The following is a 23,460-nucleotide window of genomic DNA, read 5'->3' on the forward strand; positions in this document are numbered from 1 at the left end:
AGCGCTTATTTATTTTTTCTTTTTTTGTTTTGGGTCCAAAAATATAAACCAAAGGAAGAAAACATTGGCACAACACCAGAATTTTGCGAAAAACTAACACCTATCTTTGCTACCGGCAACACCTGACAAAGCACCTCAATATCTGCAACATCCGCTATAATTACTTTTTGCGAAAGCTCACACTCTTCATCTTTTGCTTCATCGTTAATTAAACGACCGATGAAGTTTACACTTTGTTCAAGCGCCTCAACACCTACGCAATGTGTTATACCCAAAAGCATATTTTCATTTCTGTCTTGGGCAACTTTAACTTCACTTTCAAAATCACCGCCGATTGTAACGGCAAAAACAGTGGCAGCTATCCACTTATCGGGTGCGCTAAAAACAAGCTTTAAAGGCAGTTTATCTTTTTGAAATGTGCTGTATATTGAAGCAGGCGTTATTATTTTTTGCAAACGCTCGCTTTGTGTTTGTACCGCACTTTGCACCTGAAGCGTAACTTCAATTTTTGAGGTTTTTTTTAAAAGCCGCAAAATTTCTTTTTCACGTAAATTTATACGAAAATTTTTTATTTTATTCATTTACCTTTTGCTTTTGTATGAAAGTGCCGCCTTAGCTCTTTTTCTTTTTGAAATTTCCCACTCATAAATCATAGGGCTTGCAATAAATATTGTAGAATAAGAACCGATTGTAACACCTATTAAAAGCGCTAAAGAAAAATCGTGCAAAACTTCGCCTCCAAAGAAAAACAACACAATAACAACAAAAAAAACAGTTAAATTTGTTATTATTGATCTTGAAAGGGTTTCATTTACACTTATATCTATAACAGAACCTAAGTCTTCTTTTGGCTTTAGGCGTAAATTTTCTCTTATGCGGTCAAAAATAACTATGGTGTCATTAATGGAATAACCAGCAAGTGTTAAAAGAGCGGCAACAATTGTAAGGTTTATTTCTTTATTTAGTATTGAAAAAATACCAAAGGTAATAAATACATCATGAACAAGTGCAATCACACCAGCTGTACCCCAAACACCTGAGCTAAACCTAAAAGCAACATAAATAATTATGCCTAAAAACGAAAGTAATATAGCGAGCGTCGCCTGTTTAACGAGATGTTTCCCAACCGTTGCGCCGACAAACTCTGTGCGTTCAAGCGTAATTGTTCTATCTGGGAACTTTTGAGCCAAAATACCTTTAACTTTAGCGGCAAACTCATCGGGGTTTTGTTCGGTTTTCTTGGCTCTTAAAATAATAGAAGAAGTACCAGAGCTTTGCATATCTATACCAGAGATTCCGCTATCATTTAGAGTTTTTCTGACAATGTTAAAATCAATTGCTTTATCAAAAGAAAATTGCACCAAAATTCCACCCCTAAAATCAATACCGTAGTTTGGGCCGCCTCTTAAAATTAACGAAACAATGCCTGCAAGAATTAATAGAAGCGAAACTGCAAAAAAGAAATACCTCTTTGATATGAATCCTATGTTTGTTTTACCAATTAAATGCACTTTCCCCTCCCTCTAAGATTATTATTATTTGTTTAAATCTTTATGTCTGTCATTATGTTTTCAGCAAAAAGTACATCATATATAACTCTTGTAACTACTATTGAGGTGAACATACCAACTATTAAACCTATTGTTAAAGAAACAGCAAAACCTTTGATAGGCCCTGTGCCAAATTGAAACAAGCAAACAGAAGCGACAAGTGTTGTAACATTAGCATCTAAAATTGCTGAAAACGCCTTTTGATAACCAGCATCAACGGCGACTCTGGGCGTTTTTCCAGCAGCAAGCTCTTCCCTCATACGCTCCAAAATAAGCACATTGGCATCTACCGCCATGCCAAGCGTGAGCACAATACCGGCAATACCAGGCAATGTTAGCGTAAAGTGAAAATAAGCCATAACACCAAGCAAGAAAAGTAGGTTTAAAATAAGCGCGAAATTGGCTATTAAACCTGAAGTTCTATAATAGATGAACATAAACAATAAAACAACAAAAAGACCAACAAGACAAGATGTAAGACCTGCCTTTATTGAGTCATCACCCAGAGATGGCCCTACAGTGCGCTCTTCTATTATTCTAACTGGAGCGGGGAGGGCACCGGCACGAAGTACCATTGCTAAAAATCTTGCATCTTCTGAAGTGAAATTACCCTCTATTATTGCTTTGCCGTCAGGAATTTTTGAACGAATTACAGGAGCCGACTGAACAACACCGTCAAGCACTATTGCAAGCCGCTTCTCTATGCTTCTTTCTGTTACAGCGGCAAATATCTTTGCGCCATCGTTGTTAAACTCAATATTTACATATGGGTAACCATACTCGCCACCAAACTGCACCTTTGCGTTTACAAGATACGCGCCTGTTAACTCTGCTGAAGATTTAAGCAAGTAATAGCTATCTTCTTTACCTGCAAAAACCGCAAAACCGGCGGGAACCATTGAGGAAATTTCAGGATATTTATCTATATCAGCAATTGTTGCATTTTTTTCTCTAAGTTTGCTTACTATTTCGCTGACAACCGGGTCATCACTTACAAGGCGAAACTCAAGCAATGCGGTTTTGCCTATAAGCTCTTTTGCTCTTGATGGGTCTTTTATACCTGGTAATTGAACCACTATCCAACGGTCGCCCTGTTTTGTAATTAACGGCTCCGCAACACCAAACTGGTCAACTCTGTTTCTGATAATTTCAATGGCTCTGCTAACTGCATCACTAACATCTACATTTGCATCAAGCTTTGTGGCATCAAGCTCTAAAAGCAAGTGGCTTCCACCTCTTAGATCAAGACCTAAGTTTAGTGTTTTAAAAACCATCTTGTCGCGCATTTTCTCTTTTTGTTCCCTCTCTTGTGGAGTTAGTGTGTTCCACTCCCATGTAGGGTAGAGAAAGTAAATTGAAAGACCTACAAGCGCTACCGTCAACCAAAGCTTCCAGTTAATTTTTTGCATCTCTAAAACTCTCCTTAAAGTAATTTCTTTTGGTTTATTATTATTTCAAACACACAGTTTAAAAACTTTGCCGAACGACGGCATATTATCATTCTTGACATAAATATTTCAAAGTACTCCATAACCTGAGAAATTTTTGTATCTATAGTTAACTCAAGTGTAATTGCCATTCTTTTTTTATCTACATTAACAAAAGACCTCTCGGCGGCGAAGTTCACCCTGTCGTGTATATCAAAACTTATTAAATTTGGGTTTCTAACTCTTGTTTTATGAACATCTGACTTATCGGCAATTATTAGCGCTGCCGCTACAGGGTTTACAGGGTCGCCTATTTCTTCTTCATGGTTGCCAATCGCGGAAATTACAATAGCAATTTCTTCTGCGGTGGCGCCAAGCTCTTTTAATATGCGCATAGCTATCAAAGCCGAAGACTGGCCATGATCTTGCCTGTTTACCACATTACCCACATCGTGCAGATAACCGGCTATGCCGGCAAGTTCCTGTAAATGCTCGGGATAATCAAGGCACGAAAGTATATTGTGCGCAACACTAGCAACCAAGCCGACATGCCTAAAACCATGTTCGGTATATCCAATGGCACCAAGATATTCATTTGCCGCAGAAATAAAATTATTTACAAGCGGGTGTGCTTTTACTTTTTGGAGTGTTATGCCTGATTTTTCTGACAACACCATTAATCACTCTTTATCACAGATTATTTTATTTCGGCGCTTTGCTCAACTTGTGGTTCAACTATTACCGTGCTTACGGAGTTTTTTGATATTTCTATCTTTACACCTTCGGCAATTGTAACCTCAAATCTGTCAGTTTTCACCTGACTAATCGTGGCATATATACCGCCACTTGTTATTATCTTGTCATTTCTTTTTATTGAATTTAACATATTCTGATGTTCTTTTGCTTTTTTCTGAGATGGTCTGATAAGAAATAAATAGAAAATTGCAATGATAAGAACCATCGGCAAGAAATTTGCCACAATGTTTGAATTTGCGCCATCAGCCGCATATAGTGGCATACAAACGATACCTAACATAACAAGTGAAGCACTAACTTTTAGCAGGTTTGACTTTAACATACTTTCCTCCAGTAGTTTTTTATTTTTTGAAGTACTTTGCGTAAAACTCTTTTTTTTGTTCAAAAAAAGTGTCGTTTTCTATTGATTTCCTAATAACTTTTGCCAAGTTTACCATAAAATACAAGTTGTGTAAAGACATTAAACGAAGAGCAAGAAGCTCCTGAGCTTTAAATAAATGGTTTAAATATGCTCTTGAGTAATTTTTGCAAGCAAAGCAGGGACACTCGGGGTCTAATGGCCCAAAATCACTTTGAAACTCTGCATTTTTTATGTTTACCTTGCCACCACTTGTAAATGCCTGACCGTTTCTGCCGTTTCTTGTTGGCAAAACACAGTCAAACATATCTATGCCGCGTTCAATTGCTTCCCAGAGATCTTCTGGCATTCCAACACCCATTAAGTAGTGTGCTTTTTCTTCGGGCAACATTGGCACCGTTGCATCTAATGTCGCGTGCATCTCTTCTTTTGGCTCGCCTACCGATAGACCACCTATGGCATACCCGCTAAAACCAATATCAATTGTTTTTTGCGCGCTATATTTGCGCAGGTGTTTAAAAACCGAACCCTGCACAATGCCAAACAACATCTGCCTTTCATAACTGCTCGTAGTTTCTTCAAAGCGGTTTTTGCACCGCTCGGCCCAAAGTAAACTTAAGTCAACAGAATTTTTTGCGTACTCTTCTTTGCATGGGTACTCTACACACTCGTCAAAACACATTATTATATCCGCGCCAATTTTGCGCTGAATATCTACTGAGCTCTCAGGGCTTATAAAATGTTTTGAACCGTCAATATGTGATTGAAAATGCACACCTTCGTCTGTAATTTTCCTTAGCATTGCCAAACTAAAAAGTTGAAAACCGCCAGAATCGGTTAGCATTGGCTTTTGCCAACCAATGAACTTATGTATGCCACCAGCTTTTTTGATTAAATCAACACCTGGTTTTAGGTATATATGGTAAGAGTTTGCCAAAATAATTTGTGCGCCAAGGTCACTTAACTCCTGTTGTGATACCGACTTAACACTGCCCTGCGTGCCAACCGGCATAAAAACTGGAGTTTCTATTATACCTCTTGTAGTGTAAAGTGTGCCCGCGCGCGCAAGGCACTTTGAAGATTTTTTTATAATTGTAAAATTGCCCATTTGCATTAGTAAAATTTATCCTTGTTTATGTAAAGTTCAAAAGCGCAATTTAAAGCTGCGCTGGCCTTGATACAAAAATTTGTTCTCGGAAGAAATATCTCAAAGTAATCCATAACCGGACAGATATTAGTGTCTATTGTTAACTCAAGGGCTATTGTTTTTTTGTCTTTTTCCACTCTTAAAAAAGCATTGCGGCAGGCATAATTTACCCTGCTGTGCGTATCAAGCAACAACTGCTCGCTTACACGCACTCTGGTGCGGTGTACATCGGTTTTATCGGCAAGAATCAATGCGGCAGCAATGGCAGATACAGGGTTTGTGCTTTTGTCTTCGTGTGTACCTATGGCGGTTATTATTGGGAAAATATATTCGTATGGAAACTGCATTCTTTGAAGAATGTCTAAAACTATCATTGCACCAGTTTGAGCATGATCATTTGCCGATACTGCGTTGCCAATATCGTGCATATAAGCGGCAATTTTCGCAAGCAGTTGGTCTTGCTCGCTGTAACCAAGATACTTTAATACATTGCCGGCAATGTTTGCGCTTAACTTCGCATGGCGTAAACCGTGCTCTTTATATCCAATTGCGGCAAAGTTTTTATCGGCAGTGTTTAAGTAGGCACTTACTTCGTCATCTTTTTCAAACAATTCAAAATTTAACACTTAGTTATCGCCCCATAATATTTTTAGTTAAAATTCGGGTTAAACAATTAACATTGCATCGCCGTAAGAATAAAATCTGTATTTTTCTTCTATTGCCGATTTATATGCGGCTAAAAGCTTTTGCCTGCCCAAAAAGGCGCTTGCCAAAAACATAGGCGTTGAAGCCGGCAGGTGAAAGTTTGTTATCAACGCATCCGCACACTTAAACTTATAACCAGGAAATATAAAAAGATCCGTTTTTTTATTACCAGCAACTACTACACCTTGCTCATTGCAAAACGATTCAAGAGCTCTTGTTGCCGTAGTGCCGACTGAAAACACCCTGCCGCCGAGATTTTTAGAACTGTTTATTTCTTGCGCGCTTTGAGTGCTTATTTCAGCATACTCGGGCAACATTTTATGTTCTCTTACATTGTTAGTTACGACAGGTTTAAATGTTCCCCAGCCAACATGCAAAACTATCTCAACTACTTTTACACCATGTTGCTTTATTTCATCTATCAAAAGCTTTGTAAAGTGCAAGCCCGCAGTTGGCGCGGCAATTGAACCACACACAGAGGCATAGACAGTTTGGTACCTGTCCTTATCGCAGACATCAGTTGCAATTGCATCTTTTCTTTTTATATACGGCGGTAGCGGCATTTCACCAAAATTTTCAAGCATGTTAATGATATTTTCAGATTTAATTTCAAGCAGATACTCGCCATTTTCTGCTTTCCCAGCAACTTTTGCTTTCAACCCGCCATTAAAATGAAGTGTTTTGCCAACATCTATTGATGGCTTTAGAAGCGCCCTAAAAAAACCATCAGTACCTGCTGAAAAATCTAAAAAAAGAGCTTCTGCTTTGCCACCACTTTCTTTTTTACCTTTAAGCCTGGCAGGAAATACTTTTGTTTTGTTTAATACAAGGCAATCACCTTTTGAAAAATAATCTTTTATAGATGAAAAATGGCTGTGTTGTAACATTCCTGTAGTTTTATTTACAACAAGTAAACGCGAGTTATCACGCTTTTGTGCCGGCTTTTGCGCAATAAGCTGTGGCGGCAACAAATAATCATATGAATCAAGAATTAAATCTGCGGGATCTATCATTTTCTTTTTTCCAAATTTGTTCCCGGGTAGTAAAAATGCAATATCTCGCGGTAGTTATAGTTTTCTTTTGCCATAACTTTTGCCCCATCCTGCGACAAACCAACCCCATGTCCCCAGCCCTTGCCTCTAAACTCAAAAGCATCATCCATACGCACTATTTCATCAATCAATGTACTTTTTATTTGCCAAGGGCTTACAGCCATCCTAAACTTTGAGCCTTGAATAAGCAATATGCCGTTAGAATGATATATTTTTATATTTAACGCCCGGCCTGATGAATTTTTACCCTCTACTTTTATTTTTTCAATTGTTCCAACTTTATAGCCTGAAGAGTTAAGTTTATTTTCAAGCTCATCCTTTGATATCTTTGTTTCCCAAACTTTATAAGAACCGCCTTTTTTGGAAAACTTATCTGGTTTGCCTTTTAAATAGTTGGGAGGGTTTTTGACTGATGACCAAACATTACTTATGTTTTCAGTATATCCACCGCTATCTGCATGAAAAAAAGTATCGGCAAGTTTGCCATTAAATGTAAGAACTTCATTTGCCGTCTCATTAACAGCTTGGTCTGACTCAGGGGTGTGCGCGCTTTTTCCGCCATAAACTTGTGAGCCAACATCTGCGCTTAAATCGTACCCTTTCTTTGAGAAACTGCCTAGGTTTCTTAAAGCGTATGTGCGGCTTATAACTGCCTGCGCTTTAAGTGCCTCTATTGGCCAACCTTTGCCCATTTCTTTTGGCAAAACACCTTTTAAGTATTCATCAATTTCCAACTCGTTAATTAAAAGAATTTTGTTGTCGGTAACTTTAAACAACATTGTGCCTGTGTAATCCTTTGAATTAATTCCAATAGTCTGCGAATTATTTAATGTTTTCAAAAGAATAGATTTTTCAAAACTATACTCACCAAAAACAATTTTTTGACCTTTAAGTGAAACATCGTAGACACCGGCAGGCATTTTTTTGTTGCTAGGTCCAGAAGTGAGTTCGCAACTATCGTTAAGCTCTACTTTTATTGTTTTGTCCGTAGAAAATAAACCAACCCTTACATTTTGAGCGCAAAGTATACTAATTGCGCAAAAAAACGAGAATATAATTATTAACCCGGATTTTGCAATAAGGTTTTGTAAATATTGGATTAATGTTTTCTTTGCCATCTTATTTTGCACTTCCAAAACGCTCCGCGTAAGAAAATTCACAACCGCAATACTTTTGAATATAAAGCCCAAGAGAGCGCGCGTAATTTTTACCTTCATAAAACGCTGGCCGGAAATCTTTGTAGTAAAACTCAACATCATTTTCACTAGCAGCACAATTTGCCGCCTCTATTATCAAATCATGTTTTTGATACGGGCTTACAAGTAATGTGGTACTAAAATAATCAAAACCAAGCTGGCGCGCTTTTTGCGCTGTTTTATTTAAACGAAATTTATAACATGCAAAACATCTATTTTCACAACCAAGCACGAAACTTTTCCAATTCTCGTAACTTTGCTCTTTCTCGTAAATAACTGAAAAGTTTTGTGCTTTTGAGAACGCTTTGAGAGCACCCTTGCGGCTTTGATACTCTTGAGATGGGTAAATGTTTGGGTTAAACCAATATCCATTAAATTCACATTGGCCTTGCACCATAGTTAAAACACCGCTAAAACAGGGTGCGCAACACTGGTGAAATAACACTTTTTTCATTTAGAGTAGTTTTTCCTGCGAATTTTGCGGTGGGTTTAAACCAAGGTGTTTGTAAGCATTTGAGGTAACAACTCTACCCCTGGGAGTTCTTGCAAGGAAACCAGCTTTTATTAGATATGGTTCGTAAACATCAGTTACTGTGTCTACCTCTTCAGATACAGACACGGCAATGGTATCAACTCCAACAGGGCCGCCTGAAAACTTTTCAATTATTGCTTTTAATATGCGCCTGTCCATAAGGTCTAAACCAGCCGAGTCAACCTCTAAGCACTCAAGAGATGTTGCAGCAAGCTCTTGTGTAATTAGACCATTATTTTTCACCTCGGCAAAGTCGCGCACACGTTTTAACAAACGGTTTGCAATTCTTGGCGTGCCTCTTGAGCGCTTTGCAATTTCCGTAATTCCGCCACCTTGAATTTCAACTTTTAAAATACTGGCAGACCTTTTAATAATTGTGGCAAGCTCAGTATCGCTGTAAAACTCTAAATGGCTTACTATGCCAAAGCGGTCGCGCAATGGGCTTGAAAGCAAACCCGCCCTTGTTGTTGCACCAACTAAGGTAAACCTTGGAACTGGCAGTTTAATTGTTTTTGCCGATGGGCCTTGCCCGATTATTATGTCTAACTCAAAATCTTCCATGGCAGGGTATAAGGCCTCTTCTACTAGGTGGTTCATTCTGTGAATTTCATCTATAAAAAAAATATCACCTTCGCAGAGGTTTGTAAGAATTGCGGCAAGATCGCCAACACGCTCAAGCACTGGCCCAGATGTTGAACGCAGGTTTGAACCCATTTCCCGGGATATAATGTTTGCGAGGGTTGTTTTACCAAGGCCGGGAGGTGCATAAAAAAGACAATGATCAAGTGCCTGCCCCCTTTTTTTTGCAGCATCAATAAAAACTTTTAAGTTTGCTTTTAATTTATCTTGTCCAATAAACTCTTCAAGAGTTTGCGGGCGCAAAGAGTTTTCAAAATTTTTCTCTTCAATATCTATTGGTTCTTGGTTGATTATTTCATTTTCCATAGTTTTATAAGTTTTTAAGCGATAATTTTATTAGTTGTGCGGCAGTTAAATCTTTTGTAGTACTTTGCGTCATAAGTTTTTCAAGCACATCTCTTGATGCGGCCTCGCGGTATCCAAGCGCCACAAGCCCTGCCAGGGCCTCTGCCATAGGCCCACCTAAAAATGAATCTTCCCACTTTTCTTTTCCGCTGTAATTAAATTCGCCTATTTTATCTTTCAGCGCCGCTATAATTTTTTCAGCAGTTTTTTTTGTAAAACCAAAAACACTGCAAAGCATATTTACATCTTTGCGCACCACAGCTCTTTTAAAATCTGGCAGCGACTTAATAACTTTATCAAAATAATCTAACGCTTTTTTTGCGCCTGCACCAGGAACTTCTTCTTTTAGCAGCAAAAAAATACCGCGTTCTTCATCTGATGTAAAGCCGTATAGCTTTGTAGTGCCTGAATACATTGCAACCGATTCTACAACGAACAACTTAACTTCATGACCAACTGGCCCGAGCTTTTGCGAAACAGAAATAGGAACTAACAGTTCATAACCCACACCTGCGGCTTCAAGAACCACTTTGTCCAAACTTTTTTCCTCAATAATACCGTGTATATGATTTAACATTTTATTGCCTGTGAAGTGTTTAAGTGACAAATAGCCATTGCAAGCGCGTCTGCCGCGTCATCTGGTTTTGGAATTTGAGGCAAACCAAGCACAAGTTTAACCATATGCTGCATCTGGTTTTTATCTGCTGCCCCATATCCGGTAAGCGCAATTTTTATGTGTTTTGGATTGTACTCAAAAACAGGAACATTATGTTCTGCCGCGGCAAGCAAAATAACCCCTCGCGACTGCGCTACTGCGGCAACTGTTCTTGCCTGTTTTGAAAAAAACAACTCCTCTATAGCAATTACTTCCGGCTTATTTTTTTCTATTATATTGCACAGAGTTGTGTGAATTTCTTTAAGCCTTTGAGGTAATTTTTGCGATGGACTTGTAACAACACAACCGTAATCAAGCATTGACATTAATCCGCGGGGCGATTTTGAAACAACACCCCAGCCGGTCATGCTTAGGCCTGGGTCTACTCCAAGTACTATCATAGGCACTCATCACTTCTTATTTTCAATTGCTTCCAACTCTTCTTTTGTTATGTCAAAATTTGAGAAAACATTTTTTACATCTTCATGTTCTTCAAGGTTTTCCATAAGATTAAGCATATTTTTTGCATCTTTTCCGGTTACTTTAACATAGGTTTGTGGTAGCATAGATAACTCTGAAATGCTAATAGCGATGCCGGATTTTTCAACACCAGCTTTTACTTTTTCAAAATCTTGCGGGCTGGTAAAAATTTCATAAACTTCCGGATCATCGGTTGCGAAATCGTCTGCTCCAAGCTCTAAAGCGAGTGTCATAAGTTTTTCTTCATCTGCTTTATCTTTTTCAATAGATATATAACCCTTTTGAGAAAACATCCATCCTACACAACCATTTTCACCAAGGTTTCCGTTACTCTCTGAAAACATATTTCTTATTTCTGAAGCTGTACGGTTTTTATTATCAGTTGTTACTTCAACCATTATCGCAACACCGCCTGGCCCGTATCCTTCATACATTATTTCTTCATAGATAACACCAGGAATTTCCCCGGTGCCCCTTTGAATGGCCTTTTTTACATTGTCCGCAGGCATATTGGCTTCTTTTGCCAAATCAACAACCTTTCTTAGACGCGCATTATTCTCTATGCTTCCACCGCCAGAGCGGGCGGCCACAGAAATTTCTCTGATTATCCTTGTAAAAACCTTCCCGCGTTTTGCATCAATTATTGCTTTTTTGTGTTTTATTCCTGACCATTTTGAATGTCCTGACATCTTTGCTCCCTTTACTCACTTTTTATATAAATTTTATTTACTCATTTGATAAAATTATTTTTTAAGCTTCTATGTTTTGCGTTATTTATATATAATTATACCGCCTAAGTCAAAGTGAGCTAAAAGTATTATTATGAAATAATTATTTGACTTAAACATAAGTTTTGCAAAACCAAATTAACTACTTCCCATTGCCATTTGCGTTTTTAAGCATCTGCCTTATCCTATCTGCTTTTTCAACTGCATCTTTATTATTCGGGTTTGTTTTTACAACATTTTCTATTTCTTTTAGTGCTTCTTGAAAGTTGCCAATTTTTGCAAGAGCAACTGATAGGTTTGTTCTTGCAAGTTCGTTTGAAACATCCTTTGAAAGAAGTAATTTATATTGGCTAATTGCCTCTGAAACTTTACCCAATGTATAGTATATATTTGCAAGATAAAAACGCACTTTTAAACTTTCAGGAGAAGCACTTAAAAACTCCTCACACATTATTTTTGCCTGATCCCAATGTCCCAAATTAACGGCCTCTTCAATTTTCTTTATTTTTATGGCTCTGCTAATTGTTTCTTTGTCAGTCATACCTGCCTTTGCAAGCACACTTGAATAACTTGCCGATAACTGCTCATCATCCGGGTATTTGTTAATTAGTTCTTTTAGTGTTTCTGCAGCCTCTTTGTTGCGGCCCTGCCGTGTTAAAAAAACAGAGAGGTTTTGCAACGCCTGCTTTGAGCCATCAGAAATCAATGCATACTGTTTATACAGTTCAACACCAGCACTTTCATAAACTGGTGAAGAAATAAATATGCCGCCAAGAGCATTATAACCCTCAAAAAGCATTGGGTTTATACGCAAAGCGCTTGTATAGGCATTCATCGCTTCTTTGTCTTTGCCCTGTTGTTTAAACACTATTCCTTCATTGTAATATATTTCATCGTATCCAGCGTTTGCATTTAATGAGGCATTATACATTCCAAGTGCTTTTTCTTTTAAGCCAAGCATTGCATAAGTGTTTGCAAGCTCATAATTATTGTTTACATCAGTTTTTTGATACGAGTATGCTTTTTCAAGCAATGGCAGTGCCTGAGCAAAAGCGCCCCTTTGTGAGAACTGATAACCCTGAAAATAATTTATTTCACCAATAAAACCAGAAGCAAAGCGCAGCAATAATGATACGCAAAGAACTATAAAAATAATCAGCATAACTTTTTGCCAATTTTTATTTGTTTTCTCTTTTTTAAAATTCTCGGCTTTTGTTATTGAAGTTAAAAGCCCTGCATTCCACCAATAAAGAAACGCTGGCACGGCAAAATGTAGCGACACATTGAGCATATTATCTGCAAGCATACCAGCAAGAGATGAAAGAAGACCGATTGCAACAAATTTTTTCTGGCCTTGAGTATTTTTGATTATTGAAATACCAAACGAAAATAATGCAACAAGAAACCACAAATAAACCCCAAGCCCCAGAAAACCACTTTGCGATAAAATTTCTAAAAATTCATTGTGCGCGTTGTTTGCGTGTGTTCTAAATGTTTTATAGGCATCAATAAATAGATGTCTGCCCTGATAATATGGAAAGAAAAGCTCGAAACACCCAAAACCAACACCTAAAACAGGTTTTTCAACTGCCATGTTCCACGCACACGACCAAATAAGCTGACGCTGTGTTATGGAACCGTAATACTTGACATGTGAAGTTTTTGCCTCGGTTAAGCGGTCAAATATTGCCGAGCTATAAGCTGGGCCATTTCCCCTTGGCCAGAGAATGCCAACAACCAAAACTAATCCGAAAAACACTATTAGAAATTTTAGGTTCTTTTTGAACACTTCCCTTTCAAAGTAAATTAAAAGCATTACAAGTGTCACCATTGAAACCGCAAAACCAATCCAAGAAGAACGGGTAAGCGTACACAAAAGAGCACCTAAATAAATAATAGACAAAAGTAAATAAATAAGTTTGTTTGAGGTATCTTTTGATTTAAATATGTTTACAACCGCTATAGGTAAAACTAAAACGAGATACGATGAGAAGAAATTAGGGTTACCAAATGTAGAAACACACCGGTTACCAAATGGATTTAGCGTTTGAGACCAGAAAAGCTCTATGCCAAAATACTGCAGTATTCCATAGACAGATGCAAAAAATGCAACAAGAAAAACTGTGTTTTGTAAAAAATTTCGGTTTTTATCGGTTACAAAGTGCCTGGCCGCATAATAAACCAGAAACATATTTGAAAAAATAAATATCCAACGTTTAAGACCTTCATTTAATACCGATAAACCAATATTCGGCTGAGAATAATTGCAAATTAAAGAAACAAGCCAGCTTAAACTGATAACCGAGAAAAAAGTAATAAATGGCAGGTCAACGGGTGTTTTTTGAAACTCAAGATTGTTTTTTTTGATAGCTTCACTGGCACGCAAGGCCCACAACAAAAGCACTATAGCTTCCAGTAAAATTATCTGAAAGTAATAGGGGTTGCGCGTTAATGCAGTAAAAAAAATAAGCGGAGGAACTGCAATTAAAGCAAAAAGTAGTGCAGAGTATATTGCCTGCATTTTAATCACTTAAGCCCAAAAACCTTTTTTACATCCGGGTCATCGGGGTTAGCTTTCCTTAACTCTTCCCATAGCGCGCGGGCGCTGGCCATATCACCTGAGTTTGCATAAAGTATTGCCAAATTTTTTGTTATGTTTAAATGTCCGGGCACAAGTTCAAGGCCCTTTTTGTAATACTCTTTTGCTTTTGGTGCATTACCTGTACCAAACATTAAATTACCTAAATACATATAAGTTTCGGCATACTCTGCCAACCTTCTTTTGCTCCAGTTTTCTACCCATGCGTTGTGTGGCGGAGCTTTTAATTTTTCAGGGTAGTTTATGTGCTCAAGATATGCTTCTTCGGCTTTTTTGACATCACCAAGCTGCAAGTAGATATAAGCAATTCTGTAATAATTCACAGAGAATATCGGGTCTATTTCTTTATAACGATTTAATTCGTAAAGTGCTTTATTGTAAAGCTCTTTAAGTTTATTTTGATGTTCCTGCATTGCAACGGTATCCCCTTTTGCGCGAGCTTCTTCTACCCTTCGTTTTTCGTCTTCGGCCCACTTAATATAAATTAACCCTGCCTGATGGCGCGACTGCACATAGTTTGGCGCAAGTTTCCAGACATCTTCGTACTTTTTAATGGCGTTGTTGCCGTCTTCTGCGACCCAGCGGTCGTTATAGACATTGCCCATAAAGTAGTGTGCCATAATAAAAGATGGGTTTTCCTTTACCACTGTACTATAACTTGCCAAAGCTTTGTCCCACTGGCCTTGTTTTGAGTAGAAAATACCAAGGTTATGTTTCATATCTGCGTCAAAATAACCGTAAAATATCTTAACAAAAAAAGCCACTGCTATAATTATAATTATCTGAACAACCCTGCGGGCAGAAAGAGGTAGAAGAGTTTTTGGGTTTGGCGACGGTGGCGGTGTTTTAGCACTTAGAGGATTGTGAATACACAAACTGCCAATGATGCCTATTAACAACCACAAGAAAATGCCCGATGAAACAAAACGCAAAGAAACACACACCATATTATGCGAAAGCTGTGCTATTAAAGAAGAAAGAATACCAAGCTGATAATATGCCCGGATATCTAAATATTTTTTTAGCGGGTCCTGTTCGCTGAAAGCTCTGAGGTTTTTAAAAGATATAAAAAGAAATGTTCCAAGCAGCCAAAGGAAAATACCAAAACCAATGTAGCCCTCATCATACCAAACCTCAAGGTACTCATCCTCTGGGTGGTCGCTTTCAGTGTTATGCTTGGCTTCTATAAAGAATATCTGAGGCCTTCTAAAGGCAGGATAAGTAACATAATAAGAGCCGATCCCCGTGCCAATCCATGGGTTTGTATTTATCATTTCCCATGTAGAAATCCATGTAAAAATTCTAAATGAACCACTGTCAGTGCGTTCTCTTAGGTTTTCCTTTATACCAAAATAGGCTACAGCCATTGAAACAATCATAGCTCCTATAATTACATACTTCAGCCATTTCTTTTTTGTCCTTAAGAAAAAAATAACCAATAAAAACGCAAAAGCAACAAGGCCTACGGCAAAACCAAGCCATGCACCCTTTGAGCCGGTTTGTACAACGCAAAAAGCCGTCATAAACCATAAAAATAAATATATGGGCTGGCGTCTTCTAAAGAACATAGCAAGAATTATCGGACTCATAACTACGAGGAAGTCGCCAAAAAAGTTTGGGTTTCCAAATGTTGAAAATATTCTAGTGCCAAATGCCATACGCCAAACAAACGGGTCAAGACCTTTTTCAAGCCCTGCAAAATATTTTGCATCCAAATACTGAATAATGCCGTAAAATGTGGCAACAAATGTTGCCCAAAATAAAACCTTAAACAAAATCGAAAACTTCTGGTCGCTGTCAAACTCCTTTATTACAATCAAGGCAATAAAAATGTAAATAATACGCTTCACAAGCTCATTCCAGCTTGCGTAAAAGAAATACGAGTGCGAAAAAGAAAACACCCCTGAAAGCAAGAAAGCAACCAAAGGCAATATAATTATAAGGTTCTTATTTACAAACTCCAAAAAATCTTCTTCAAGCAGTTTTATCATCCACACACCTATAAAAATAGTACCAAGAATTTGTACTAGTGTTATTTTAATTTGGGCCGAATCGTATGTACGAAGGTAAAACGCGATTGACACCAAAAAATAAAAAAAAGGCAAACCCCACGCGAGAACTTTTTCACTAACCAACCTAATTAAAGCTGAAATTTTTTCTTCCGCGATAGCCATCTTAATTGCTCCGTTAATAAATTATTTTATTTTTAGTTTGCGCGATATACTTTCTATCTTTTAGCGCATCTATGTTTTCTTTTCCAAAATTGAACGATAATGCTAAGCGGTGAGTTTGCCCCAAATCGCCATTACTAAGCCATGCGTAATCAAAACTAACTTGCCCAATATATACACCAAAACCGGCGCTTAGGCCGTTTATACCGTCTATTTTGTTATTGTTAAGCAAGTATCTGTAACCACCGCGCAGCCAAAACGCATCATCTGCCTTAATTTCTAAGGAAACCTTTGCCTCGTTATTTCCATCAATGCACATTGCACTGCCTGCCGAAAGCCACATTGGCTCATCTACCTGTGAAGCATAGTTTAAGTATAGGGTTGAGGGCAAATCAAAGCCCTTAAGCGCCGGGCCAATATCACTAAAGCCAAAATTAAGTTGAGAGTTTGTATTTTTGGGGTAATAAAATAAAGAACCGCTAAGTGATGTGCCACATGTTGAATTTGAATCTATAACTTCATTAATACCCTTTAGTGCAAAACCAAAGCTAAACTCACTTGATGTTGCATATCCGTATGCTGCCTGCACATAGGCATCATAAAAATCAAAAGATGAAAGTTCTTTATAATTGCTTGCAGCTGTCGGGTCATAAACAACTTTAGTAAGCCCCTGAGTACTAAGATGCGCAAGGCTAAGAGAGTAACCAGAATTTTTACCAAAATAATTGGAAAAACTAAAAATACCAAAACCAAGTTCTTGCGCCAACATAGAGTAATCGGCACTGATTTTTATTTTTTTTTGCCATGGCAAGAATGCAGGGCTGGAAAATGGCAAAACATTAGAAACATAATAATCCATGCCTGCAAGCGCAGCGGAACGGGTATTACTTGGAAGCTTAAGGAATGAAAAAACAGTCGTACCACTTGTGGCGCCGTAAGCGCTTAACGCAGTAGAAACGAGAAATACAACTAAGATTATTTTTTTAACCCGCATTTTGCAATAGGTTTGTACGGTGTTGGACCCCGAAGGGGAAGAACCGAGACGAAAGAGACGGAGACAGTTTTGACGCAAAAACCGCAGATAATGGTGATTCCATTGGCAAGGGTTTTGCGGAAAAAAATGTCCCGTATCTTTTGACGAATTCCAAATTTTATTGCAAAATTCAGGTTTAATCAAGGTTTCCCCAAGGTAAATTAACCAAAGCCAAGGAAGGGATTTGAACCCTCGACCTGCAGTTTACGAAACTGCTGCTCTAGCCAGCTGAGCTACCTTGGCAAAAAAAATATGGGCAATGCAGGGCTCGAACCTGCGGCCCCTTCCTTGTAAGGGAAGTGCTCTTCCGCTGAGCTAATTGCCCGTACTATCTTTTTGGGTTTTTGATTATACAAATTAGGAATGTTTTTTCAAAGTTCTTTTGAAAATATAATCAACATTTGCAAGGTGTTTTTCAAGCGAAAAACACTTTTTTATTTCATCTTTTGTTAGTAGCTTTGTTATTTGTGTGTCGCTTGCAACCACATCGGCCAAGGATTTTTTTGACTCTCTTGCCTCAAAAGCCGCTCGTTGCATTATTTTATACGCATCTTCCCTGCTTTTGCCTTTATCTACAATTGCAAGCAAAAGTGCCCCTGAAAAAATAGTGTCTTCAGATTTTTTTAGATTTGAAAGCATGTTCTGCGGATACACTCTTAAGTCGGAAAGCATATAATTTGTTCTATACAACATATAATCAAGAGCTATTGCGGCATCTGGCAAGATAATCCTTTCTGCCGATGAATGGCTTATGTCTCTTTCATGCCAAAGCGCTATATTTTCAAGACCTGTTGCAACATAGCCTCTCAGCAGGCGTGCCAAACCGCAGATGTTTTCTGAAATTATCGGGTTACGCTTGTGCGGCATTGCGGACGATCCTTTCTGACCTTCACTAAATGGCTCTTCAGCCTCAAGCACTTCGGTTCTTTGTAAGTGGCGAATTTCAAGTGCAATCCTTTCAAGCAAACTGCCAACAATGGCTATACGGCAAAGGTAAACAGCATGCCTGTCGCGCGGAACAATCTGTGTAGAAACTGGTTCTGCCTTTAAGCCCATTTTTTTGCAAACATACTCTTCAACTTTTGGATTTAAGTGAGCAAATGTTCCAACAGCGCCGGAAATTTTACCATAAGATACATAATCTTTTGTTGTTTCTATAATTGAACGCGCCCTGAGCATTTGTGAGTACCAACCAAGTACCTTTAAACCAAAAGTTGTTGGTTCTGCGTGTACGCCGTGCGTTCTGCCCATTGTAGGAGTAAATTTATATTTGATTGCAAGTTTTTTTGTTGTGGCCGTTAAAGCGTCAATTCCTTTCAGTAAAAGGTCGCAGCTCTTTGCAAGTTGCACCCCAAGTGCCGTGTCAAGCACATCAGAAGAAGTCATGCCAAGGTGCAAAAACCTCGCCTTTGGCCCAACACTTTGCGCTATTTGAGTAAGAAAAGAAATAACATCGTGTTTAACGGTTTTTTCAATTTCGGCAATTTTGTTTACATCTATTTTTGCCTTGCGACGAATTTCTTTTACGACACTCATCGGCACAATAGAATCTTTTGCCATTGCCTCTGCCGCAAGCAGTTCAACTTCAAGCATAATTTTAAATCTGTTTTCATCTGACCAAATGGCGGACATTTCAGGCCTGCTGTAGCGGGGAATCATTTATCCTCCAGAATAATTTTTATAGCTTTTGGGTATAAATCATGTTCTACTTTTAAAACTCTTTGCGCCAATGTCTGCGGCGTGTCATTTACAAGCACCGGCACTTCAATTTGTGCTACTATTTTGCCGTGATCGTAGTGTTCATCTACCAAATGCACAGTTGCGCCACTTTTGCTTTCTTTTGCCGCAATTACCGCCTCATGCACAAGGCGGCCATGCATTCCTTTGCCTCCGAACTTAGGCAAGAGGGCCGGGTGAATATTTAAAATTTTGCCTTTAAACACATTTATTAAATTTGTTTCAATTTTTTGCATAAAGCCGGCAAGACACACTAAATCAACTTTATACTTCATCAGTTCCTGTAAAATGGCATCAGAAAACTCAAGAGAAGTTGTAAACTTTTTCCTGTCTACAAAAACTCCGGCTATGTTATTGTTTTTTGCTCTTTGTAATGCATAAGCATCGGATTTATTTGATATTACAACATAAACCTGAGCAATGTCTTTTAAAACTCCATTTTTACAAGCTTCTATTATTGCCTCTAAATTACTGCCGCCACCGGAGACAAGCACACCTATTCTTTTCATTATTTTTTATAAAAGCTCCACGCTTTTTTTGCCGGAGACAACTTTCCCAATTATCTTTGAACCTTTTAAATATTTGCAAACTTGTGCAGCTTTATCAGCTTTTACAATTACAACCATACCAATTCCCATATTGAGCGTACGGTAAATATCTTTTTGCGGCACATTGCCTTTCTGCTCTACAAGTTTAAATATTGCCGGTACTTTCCATGATTTTTTATCTATTACAACTTTACAATTTTGTGGAAGTATTCTTTCTATTTTATCGTAAAAGCTGCCGCCGGTTATATGCGCAATTCCACTTACTGTTTTGGCACCGCCAAACTTGCTAAGCAAACCAAGAATTTCTTTTACATATATTTTTGTTGGAGCAAATAAAGCTTTGGAGTGTTTTTTTAACTCGGCTTCCGAAAATACTTTTCTTATTAAAGAATATCCATTAGAGTGCGGTCCTGATGAAGGCATCCCAAGCAGCACATCACCCGGTTTTATGTTTTTACCGCTTATCTCTTTGCCTTTTTCCACAACACCAACACAAAAGCCGGCAAGGTCGTACTCGCCATCTTTGTAAAAACCAGGCATTTCGGCTGTTTCACCACCGATTAGCGCGCAAGCTGAAATATCACAACCCTTTTTTATACCTAAAATAACCTGCTCGCTAAGGTTTACATCAAGCTTACCGCAGGCAAAATAATCAAGAAAAAATAATGGTTTTGCACCAACACAAATAATATCATTAACATTCATTGCCACAAGGTCAATACCAACTGTATTATGTTTGTTAAGCAAAAATGCAATTTTAAGTTTTGTTCCAACGCCGTCAGTTGAACTGACAAGGTTGTACTTTGTTTTCTCAAGCGGAAACAAACCGCCAAAGCCGCCAATTTTCGGGAGTTTCTTTTTAATTCTTTTCACAAGTTCGTTGCCGGCATCAATATTTACACCAGATTGTTTGTAGGTTATCTGCATTTTTTCCTCAAATAAAATTATTTTCTACTTCCGGGTTTTATAGGTGTGTTACCAGCTTTGCACATAGGACAATCTTCCGCCTTGTAACTTTTTACATCTAAACTTAGCAAAGATACTAACGGCACTCCAAAATTAACCTTGCCGCCGCTACGGTCAACCAAAGAGGCACAGCATACAACAATACCGCCAAGCCCAGAAACAACTTCAATAACTTCTCTTGTGGAAAGACCTGTTGTAACTACATCTTCTACTACAAGAACTCTCTCGTCTTTTGCAATAGAAAAACCACGCCTCAAAACAAGTTTACCTTCCACTCGCTCGCAAAATATGGCTCTTTTATTTAATGCTCTGCCCATCTCTTGACCTATTACAATGCCTCCAAGCGCAGGAGAGATAACCAAGTCAATATCTTCTTTTATTGCCGCTTTAATTTTTTGCGCGATGCCTTGCGCAAGCACAGAGGCATCAGCCGGGTGCTGGAGTATTAAAGCCGATTGAAAATAAGTATCTGAATGCAAACCACTAGAAAGTAAAAAATGCCCGGAAAGTAGTGCGTTTTTTTCTTCAAATAATTTTTTAACTTTTATAGCGTCCACTTATTCCCCCAATTCTTTTGCAATTTTTTCTGCGGCAAAAGCAGGGTTTTGAGCTTCTATTATTGGCCTGCCAACAACTATAAAATCTGCACCGGCACTAATTGCCGCCGATGGCGTTGCAACTCTTACTTGATCATCTTTTTTGTCGTCTGAAAATCTAATACCCGGTGTAACCACTTCAAAAGTTTTGCCGCAACAATTTTTTATTGCCGCAATCTCAAGCGGTGACGCTATTACGCCATCTACACCCGCACTCTTTGCAAGGCAAGCCCTTGCAATAACTTCTTGAGGGTCACTTGCCTGACTTGTAAGCACGGTTACTGCCCAAAGCTTTGGCCTGCCCTCAACTGATGCGGCCTCTTTTAGCATATCAATCCCGCCACAAGAGTGCAGTGTTAAACTATAAACCCCAAGCTCTTTTGCCGATTGAACCGAACGGCGAACCGTCGCAGGAATATCGTGAAACTTAAGATCTAAAAATACTTTTTTATTTAACGAGTGAATCCCATCAATTATTTTATGTCCTGAGTTTAAAAATAAAATCGGACCAACTTTAAAAACATCTACAAAATTAGAGAGTTCTTTAACCATTGCTATGACCTTGTCGTATTCATAAATATCAAGAGCCACAATCAGCTTTTTCATACTTTTACCTGCCCAATTATCTCTTTTACAGAACGAATTTTATTTATTTTTAAATATGTCTCAATTCCGTCTGAAATATCTGCGGCGGCGCTTGGGTTTATAAAAGTTGCACTACCAACACAGACAGCACTCGCACCCGCAAGCATAAACTCTATGGCATCTTCACCGCTCATTATTCCACCGCCGCCAATTATTGGAGCATGAGTTTCCTTATAAACTTCCCAAACCGCCCGTATGGCAAGTGGTTTAATTGCAGGGCCCGATAATCCGCCTGTAATTGTTGATAGTTTTGGCTTGCGGGTTTTAATATCAATTGCCATGGCCGGGAATGTATTTACAAGCGATATTACGCTTGCACCCGCATTCATTGCGTTTGCGGCAACTCCAGCAATATCTGAAAGCTGTGGAGAAAGTTTTACAATAATTGGCACGCAAGATAACTTAGCGCACTTACGCACAATCTCTCGCACCAAATTTTCATCTTGGCATATAATCTTTTTTTTGAGATTCGGGCATGATAGGTTTAACTCTATTGCGGAAAGCCAGCTTATGCGTTTTAGGCGCGATACAATTTCAACATAATCATTTGCACTTTTGCCGGCAACACTTACAATTACCGGAATCCTTAGTTTTTTTAGCTCCGGCAATTTTTCTGAAATAAACTTATCTATGCCAATATTTTGAAGACCTATCGTATTTAAAAGACCACTTGTGCATTCAGCTATGCGTGGCAGCGGGTTGCCTTCCCTTGGTTCAAGCGTAACCGTCTTAGTTATTATGCCACCAAGTTTTTTGTAGTCAAGCAGATCACTCAGCTCACTTCCGTAACCGAAAGTTCCTGATGCAACTAAAACTGGCCCTTTTAATTTAACTGTTCCAACATTTATCATCTTAATTTAGCAACCTTTTTGTGTTTCTGATACTATCTGTGGATATAATTATCAATATAATCCTTGGATTATACTGCTAATTTCAAACACCGGGCCGTCGGCGCAAACGCGCTTGTACTCGCCATTTATTTTAACTACGCACCCTTGGCAAACACCAGTACCACAGGCCATTTTTTCTTCAAGTGAGGCATACCCGTTTACTCTATTTTTTTTGCAAATTTCTGCAACTTTACTAATCATGGCATTGGGTCCACAAGTAAACACAATTGGGTTTTTATAATCGGTTAACATTTCCATAAATATGTCCGTCACAAAACCTTTTGTTCCAACCGAGCCATTTTCTGTAGCTACAAACACTTCACATCCAATTTTTTTAAAGAAATCAATTTGTATTATATCTTTTGCCGTTTTTGTTCCATAAAAAACTATGCTTTTTGTTTTAAGTTTTGAGGCAAGAAAAGAAAGTGACGCAACCCCAGTGCCGCCAGCTACAAGTATTGGAGTTTTGCCTTTCATATTGGAAAATAAATAAGCATTGCCAAGCGGGCCAAGCACACTAAGTTTTTGACCCACTTTAAGTTCTGCGAGAGAATTTGTGCCAGCACCAACAATTCTGTAGATAAACTCTACTGCTCCATCATTTGCAAGCGAAACGCTTAATGGCCGGCGTAAAAAAACCCCGGGCACTTTTATCTGACAAAATTGTCCGGGAAGACATTGCCGGGATAACTCTTTTGCATCAAA

24 protein-coding genes and 2 tRNA genes are annotated in these 23,460 nt (G+C 38.4%); all 26 read right to left on the bottom strand.

Annotation, left to right across the window (positions count from 1 at the left end; all coding sequences use genetic code 11):
- Positions 1-5: 5 nt before the first annotated feature.
- Positions 6-581, bottom strand: a complete 576-nt coding sequence (locus tag M0Q46_03595) for a hypothetical protein (protein ID MCK9582693.1) — start codon at positions 579-581, stop codon at positions 6-8.
- Positions 582-1,511, bottom strand: coding sequence for a protein translocase subunit SecF (secF, locus tag M0Q46_03600; GenBank protein MCK9582694.1), 930 nt, complete (start codon positions 1,509-1,511; stop codon positions 582-584). It lies immediately after the preceding gene.
- A gap of 32 nt (positions 1,512-1,543) precedes the next feature.
- Positions 1,544-2,959 carry a protein translocase subunit SecD gene (gene secD, locus M0Q46_03605; GenBank protein ID MCK9582695.1) on the bottom strand — a complete coding sequence of 472 codons (1,416 nt, stop codon included), beginning with the start codon at positions 2,957-2,959 and terminating at the stop codon, positions 1,544-1,546.
- A 14-nt stretch (positions 2,960-2,973) separates the two neighbouring features.
- Complete coding sequence (locus M0Q46_03610) at positions 2,974-3,654, bottom strand: HD domain-containing protein (protein MCK9582696.1); 681 nt, start codon at positions 3,652-3,654, stop codon at positions 2,974-2,976.
- Positions 3,655-3,674: 20 nt separating this feature from the next.
- Positions 3,675-4,055, bottom strand: coding sequence for a preprotein translocase subunit YajC (gene yajC, locus M0Q46_03615; protein MCK9582697.1), 381 nt, complete (start codon positions 4,053-4,055; stop codon positions 3,675-3,677).
- Between the two features lie 19 nt (positions 4,056-4,074).
- On the bottom strand, positions 4,075-5,205 hold the full coding sequence (gene tgt, locus M0Q46_03620) for a tRNA guanosine(34) transglycosylase Tgt (protein MCK9582698.1): 1,131 nt from the start codon (positions 5,203-5,205) through the stop codon (positions 4,075-4,077).
- The gene (locus M0Q46_03625) at positions 5,205-5,864 is read right to left on the bottom strand and encodes an HD domain-containing protein (GenBank protein ID MCK9582699.1); all 660 of its coding nucleotides are present in this window, start codon (positions 5,862-5,864) and stop codon (positions 5,205-5,207) included. Before M0Q46_03625 ends, tgt begins: the two co-directional genes overlap by 1 nt.
- Before the next feature lie 39 nt (positions 5,865-5,903).
- Positions 5,904-6,956 carry a tRNA preQ1(34) S-adenosylmethionine ribosyltransferase-isomerase QueA gene (queA, locus tag M0Q46_03630; GenBank protein ID MCK9582700.1) on the bottom strand — a complete coding sequence of 351 codons (1,053 nt, stop codon included), beginning with the start codon at positions 6,954-6,956 and terminating at the stop codon, positions 5,904-5,906.
- Positions 6,953-8,113: a SpoIID/LytB domain-containing protein gene (locus tag M0Q46_03635; protein ID MCK9582701.1), complete on the bottom strand. Its 1,161-nt coding sequence runs from the start codon at positions 8,111-8,113 to the stop codon at positions 6,953-6,955. The genes queA and M0Q46_03635 overlap by 4 nt, the downstream gene beginning before the upstream one ends.
- A gap of 1 nt (position 8,114) precedes the next feature.
- Positions 8,115-8,645: an epoxyqueuosine reductase QueH gene (locus M0Q46_03640; protein ID MCK9582702.1), complete on the bottom strand. Its 531-nt coding sequence runs from the start codon at positions 8,643-8,645 to the stop codon at positions 8,115-8,117.
- The gene (gene ruvB / locus M0Q46_03645; protein MCK9582703.1) at positions 8,646-9,668 is read right to left on the bottom strand and encodes a Holliday junction branch migration DNA helicase RuvB; all 1,023 of its coding nucleotides are present in this window, start codon (positions 9,666-9,668) and stop codon (positions 8,646-8,648) included.
- Between the two features lie 4 nt (positions 9,669-9,672).
- Positions 9,673-10,284, bottom strand: coding sequence for a Holliday junction branch migration protein RuvA (locus M0Q46_03650; GenBank protein ID MCK9582704.1), 612 nt, complete (start codon positions 10,282-10,284; stop codon positions 9,673-9,675).
- The gene (ruvC, locus tag M0Q46_03655; protein MCK9582705.1) at positions 10,278-10,763 is read right to left on the bottom strand and encodes a crossover junction endodeoxyribonuclease RuvC; all 486 of its coding nucleotides are present in this window, start codon (positions 10,761-10,763) and stop codon (positions 10,278-10,280) included. Before ruvC ends, M0Q46_03650 begins: the two co-directional genes overlap by 7 nt.
- A gap of 9 nt (positions 10,764-10,772) precedes the next feature.
- Complete coding sequence (locus M0Q46_03660) at positions 10,773-11,531, bottom strand: YebC/PmpR family DNA-binding transcriptional regulator (protein MCK9582706.1); 759 nt, start codon at positions 11,529-11,531, stop codon at positions 10,773-10,775.
- A gap of 181 nt (positions 11,532-11,712) precedes the next feature.
- Positions 11,713-14,091: an O-antigen ligase family protein gene (locus M0Q46_03665; protein MCK9582707.1), complete on the bottom strand. Its 2,379-nt coding sequence runs from the start codon at positions 14,089-14,091 to the stop codon at positions 11,713-11,715.
- Positions 14,092-14,096: 5 nt separating this feature from the next.
- Positions 14,097-16,343, bottom strand: a complete 2,247-nt coding sequence (locus M0Q46_03670; protein MCK9582708.1) for an O-antigen ligase family protein — start codon at positions 16,341-16,343, stop codon at positions 14,097-14,099.
- A gap of 13 nt (positions 16,344-16,356) precedes the next feature.
- Positions 16,357-17,334, bottom strand: a complete 978-nt coding sequence (locus M0Q46_03675; GenBank protein ID MCK9582709.1) for a hypothetical protein — start codon at positions 17,332-17,334, stop codon at positions 16,357-16,359.
- A gap of 208 nt (positions 17,335-17,542) precedes the next feature.
- Positions 17,543-17,616 (bottom strand) — tRNA-Thr (locus M0Q46_03680).
- 10 nt (positions 17,617-17,626) lie between these two features.
- Positions 17,627-17,698, bottom strand: a tRNA-Val gene (locus M0Q46_03685).
- A gap of 32 nt (positions 17,699-17,730) precedes the next feature.
- Positions 17,731-19,032, bottom strand: coding sequence for an adenylosuccinate lyase (gene purB, locus M0Q46_03690; protein ID MCK9582710.1), 1,302 nt, complete (start codon positions 19,030-19,032; stop codon positions 17,731-17,733).
- On the bottom strand, positions 19,029-19,619 hold the full coding sequence (gene purN / locus M0Q46_03695; GenBank protein MCK9582711.1) for a phosphoribosylglycinamide formyltransferase: 591 nt from the start codon (positions 19,617-19,619) through the stop codon (positions 19,029-19,031). The genes purB and purN overlap by 4 nt, the downstream gene beginning before the upstream one ends.
- 6 nt (positions 19,620-19,625) lie before the next feature.
- A complete protein-coding gene (purM, locus tag M0Q46_03700) occupies positions 19,626-20,585 on the bottom strand; it encodes a phosphoribosylformylglycinamidine cyclo-ligase (protein MCK9582712.1) in 960 nt (319 codons plus the stop codon).
- A 17-nt stretch (positions 20,586-20,602) separates the two neighbouring features.
- Positions 20,603-21,181: an orotate phosphoribosyltransferase gene (gene pyrE / locus M0Q46_03705; GenBank protein ID MCK9582713.1), complete on the bottom strand. Its 579-nt coding sequence runs from the start codon at positions 21,179-21,181 to the stop codon at positions 20,603-20,605.
- Positions 21,182-21,826, bottom strand: coding sequence for an orotidine-5'-phosphate decarboxylase (gene pyrF / locus M0Q46_03710; GenBank protein MCK9582714.1), 645 nt, complete (start codon positions 21,824-21,826; stop codon positions 21,182-21,184).
- Complete coding sequence (locus tag M0Q46_03715; GenBank protein ID MCK9582715.1) at positions 21,823-22,716, bottom strand: dihydroorotate dehydrogenase; 894 nt, start codon at positions 22,714-22,716, stop codon at positions 21,823-21,825. The genes pyrF and M0Q46_03715 overlap by 4 nt, the downstream gene beginning before the upstream one ends.
- Positions 22,717-22,767: 51 nt before the next feature.
- On the bottom strand, positions 22,768-23,403 hold the full coding sequence (locus tag M0Q46_03720; protein ID MCK9582716.1) for a dihydroorotate dehydrogenase electron transfer subunit: 636 nt from the start codon (positions 23,401-23,403) through the stop codon (positions 22,768-22,770).
- Positions 23,404-23,460: the final 57 nt, after the last annotated feature.

Source organism: Endomicrobiales bacterium, from assembly GCA_023228045.1.
Classification (GTDB): Bacteria; Elusimicrobiota; Endomicrobiia; order Endomicrobiales; family JALOBY01; genus JALOBY01.

Bases quoted from the DNA above. Each gene is read 5' to 3' on its own strand.
- M0Q46_03595 (MCK9582693.1), bottom strand. From the start codon at position 581: ATGAATAAAATAAAAAATTTTCGTATAAATTTACGTGAAAAAGAAATT.
- secD (MCK9582695.1), bottom strand. From the start codon at position 2,959: ATGCAAAAAATTAACTGGAAGCTTTGGTTGACGGTAGCGCTTGTAGGT.
- M0Q46_03610 (MCK9582696.1), bottom strand. From the start codon at position 3,654: ATGGTGTTGTCAGAAAAATCAGGCATAACACTCCAAAAAGTAAAAGCA.
- yajC (MCK9582697.1), bottom strand. From the start codon at position 4,055: ATGTTAAAGTCAAACCTGCTAAAAGTTAGTGCTTCACTTGTTATGTTA.
- tgt (MCK9582698.1), bottom strand. From the start codon at position 5,205: ATGCAAATGGGCAATTTTACAATTATAAAAAAATCTTCAAAGTGCCTT.
- queA (MCK9582700.1), bottom strand. From the start codon at position 6,956: ATGATAGATCCCGCAGATTTAATTCTTGATTCATATGATTATTTGTTG.
- M0Q46_03635 (MCK9582701.1), bottom strand. From the start codon at position 8,113: ATGGCAAAGAAAACATTAATCCAATATTTACAAAACCTTATTGCAAAA.
- M0Q46_03640 (MCK9582702.1), bottom strand. From the start codon at position 8,645: ATGAAAAAAGTGTTATTTCACCAGTGTTGCGCACCCTGTTTTAGCGGT.
- ruvB (MCK9582703.1), bottom strand. From the start codon at position 9,668: ATGGAAAATGAAATAATCAACCAAGAACCAATAGATATTGAAGAGAAA.
- M0Q46_03650 (MCK9582704.1), bottom strand. From the start codon at position 10,284: ATGTTAAATCATATACACGGTATTATTGAGGAAAAAAGTTTGGACAAA.
- ruvC (MCK9582705.1), bottom strand. From the start codon at position 10,763: ATGATAGTACTTGGAGTAGACCCAGGCCTAAGCATGACCGGCTGGGGT.
- M0Q46_03660 (MCK9582706.1), bottom strand. From the start codon at position 11,531: ATGTCAGGACATTCAAAATGGTCAGGAATAAAACACAAAAAAGCAATA.
- M0Q46_03665 (MCK9582707.1), bottom strand. From the start codon at position 14,091: ATGCAGGCAATATACTCTGCACTACTTTTTGCTTTAATTGCAGTTCCT.
- M0Q46_03670 (MCK9582708.1), bottom strand. From the start codon at position 16,343: ATGGCTATCGCGGAAGAAAAAATTTCAGCTTTAATTAGGTTGGTTAGT.
- M0Q46_03675 (MCK9582709.1), bottom strand. From the start codon at position 17,334: ATGCGGGTTAAAAAAATAATCTTAGTTGTATTTCTCGTTTCTACTGCG.
- purB (MCK9582710.1), bottom strand. From the start codon at position 19,032: ATGATTCCCCGCTACAGCAGGCCTGAAATGTCCGCCATTTGGTCAGAT.
- purN (MCK9582711.1), bottom strand. From the start codon at position 19,619: ATGAAAAGAATAGGTGTGCTTGTCTCCGGTGGCGGCAGTAATTTAGAG.
- purM (MCK9582712.1), bottom strand. From the start codon at position 20,585: ATGCAGATAACCTACAAACAATCTGGTGTAAATATTGATGCCGGCAAC.
- pyrF (MCK9582714.1), bottom strand. From the start codon at position 21,826: ATGAAAAAGCTGATTGTGGCTCTTGATATTTATGAATACGACAAGGTC.
- M0Q46_03715 (MCK9582715.1), bottom strand. From the start codon at position 22,716: ATGATAAATGTTGGAACAGTTAAATTAAAAGGGCCAGTTTTAGTTGCA.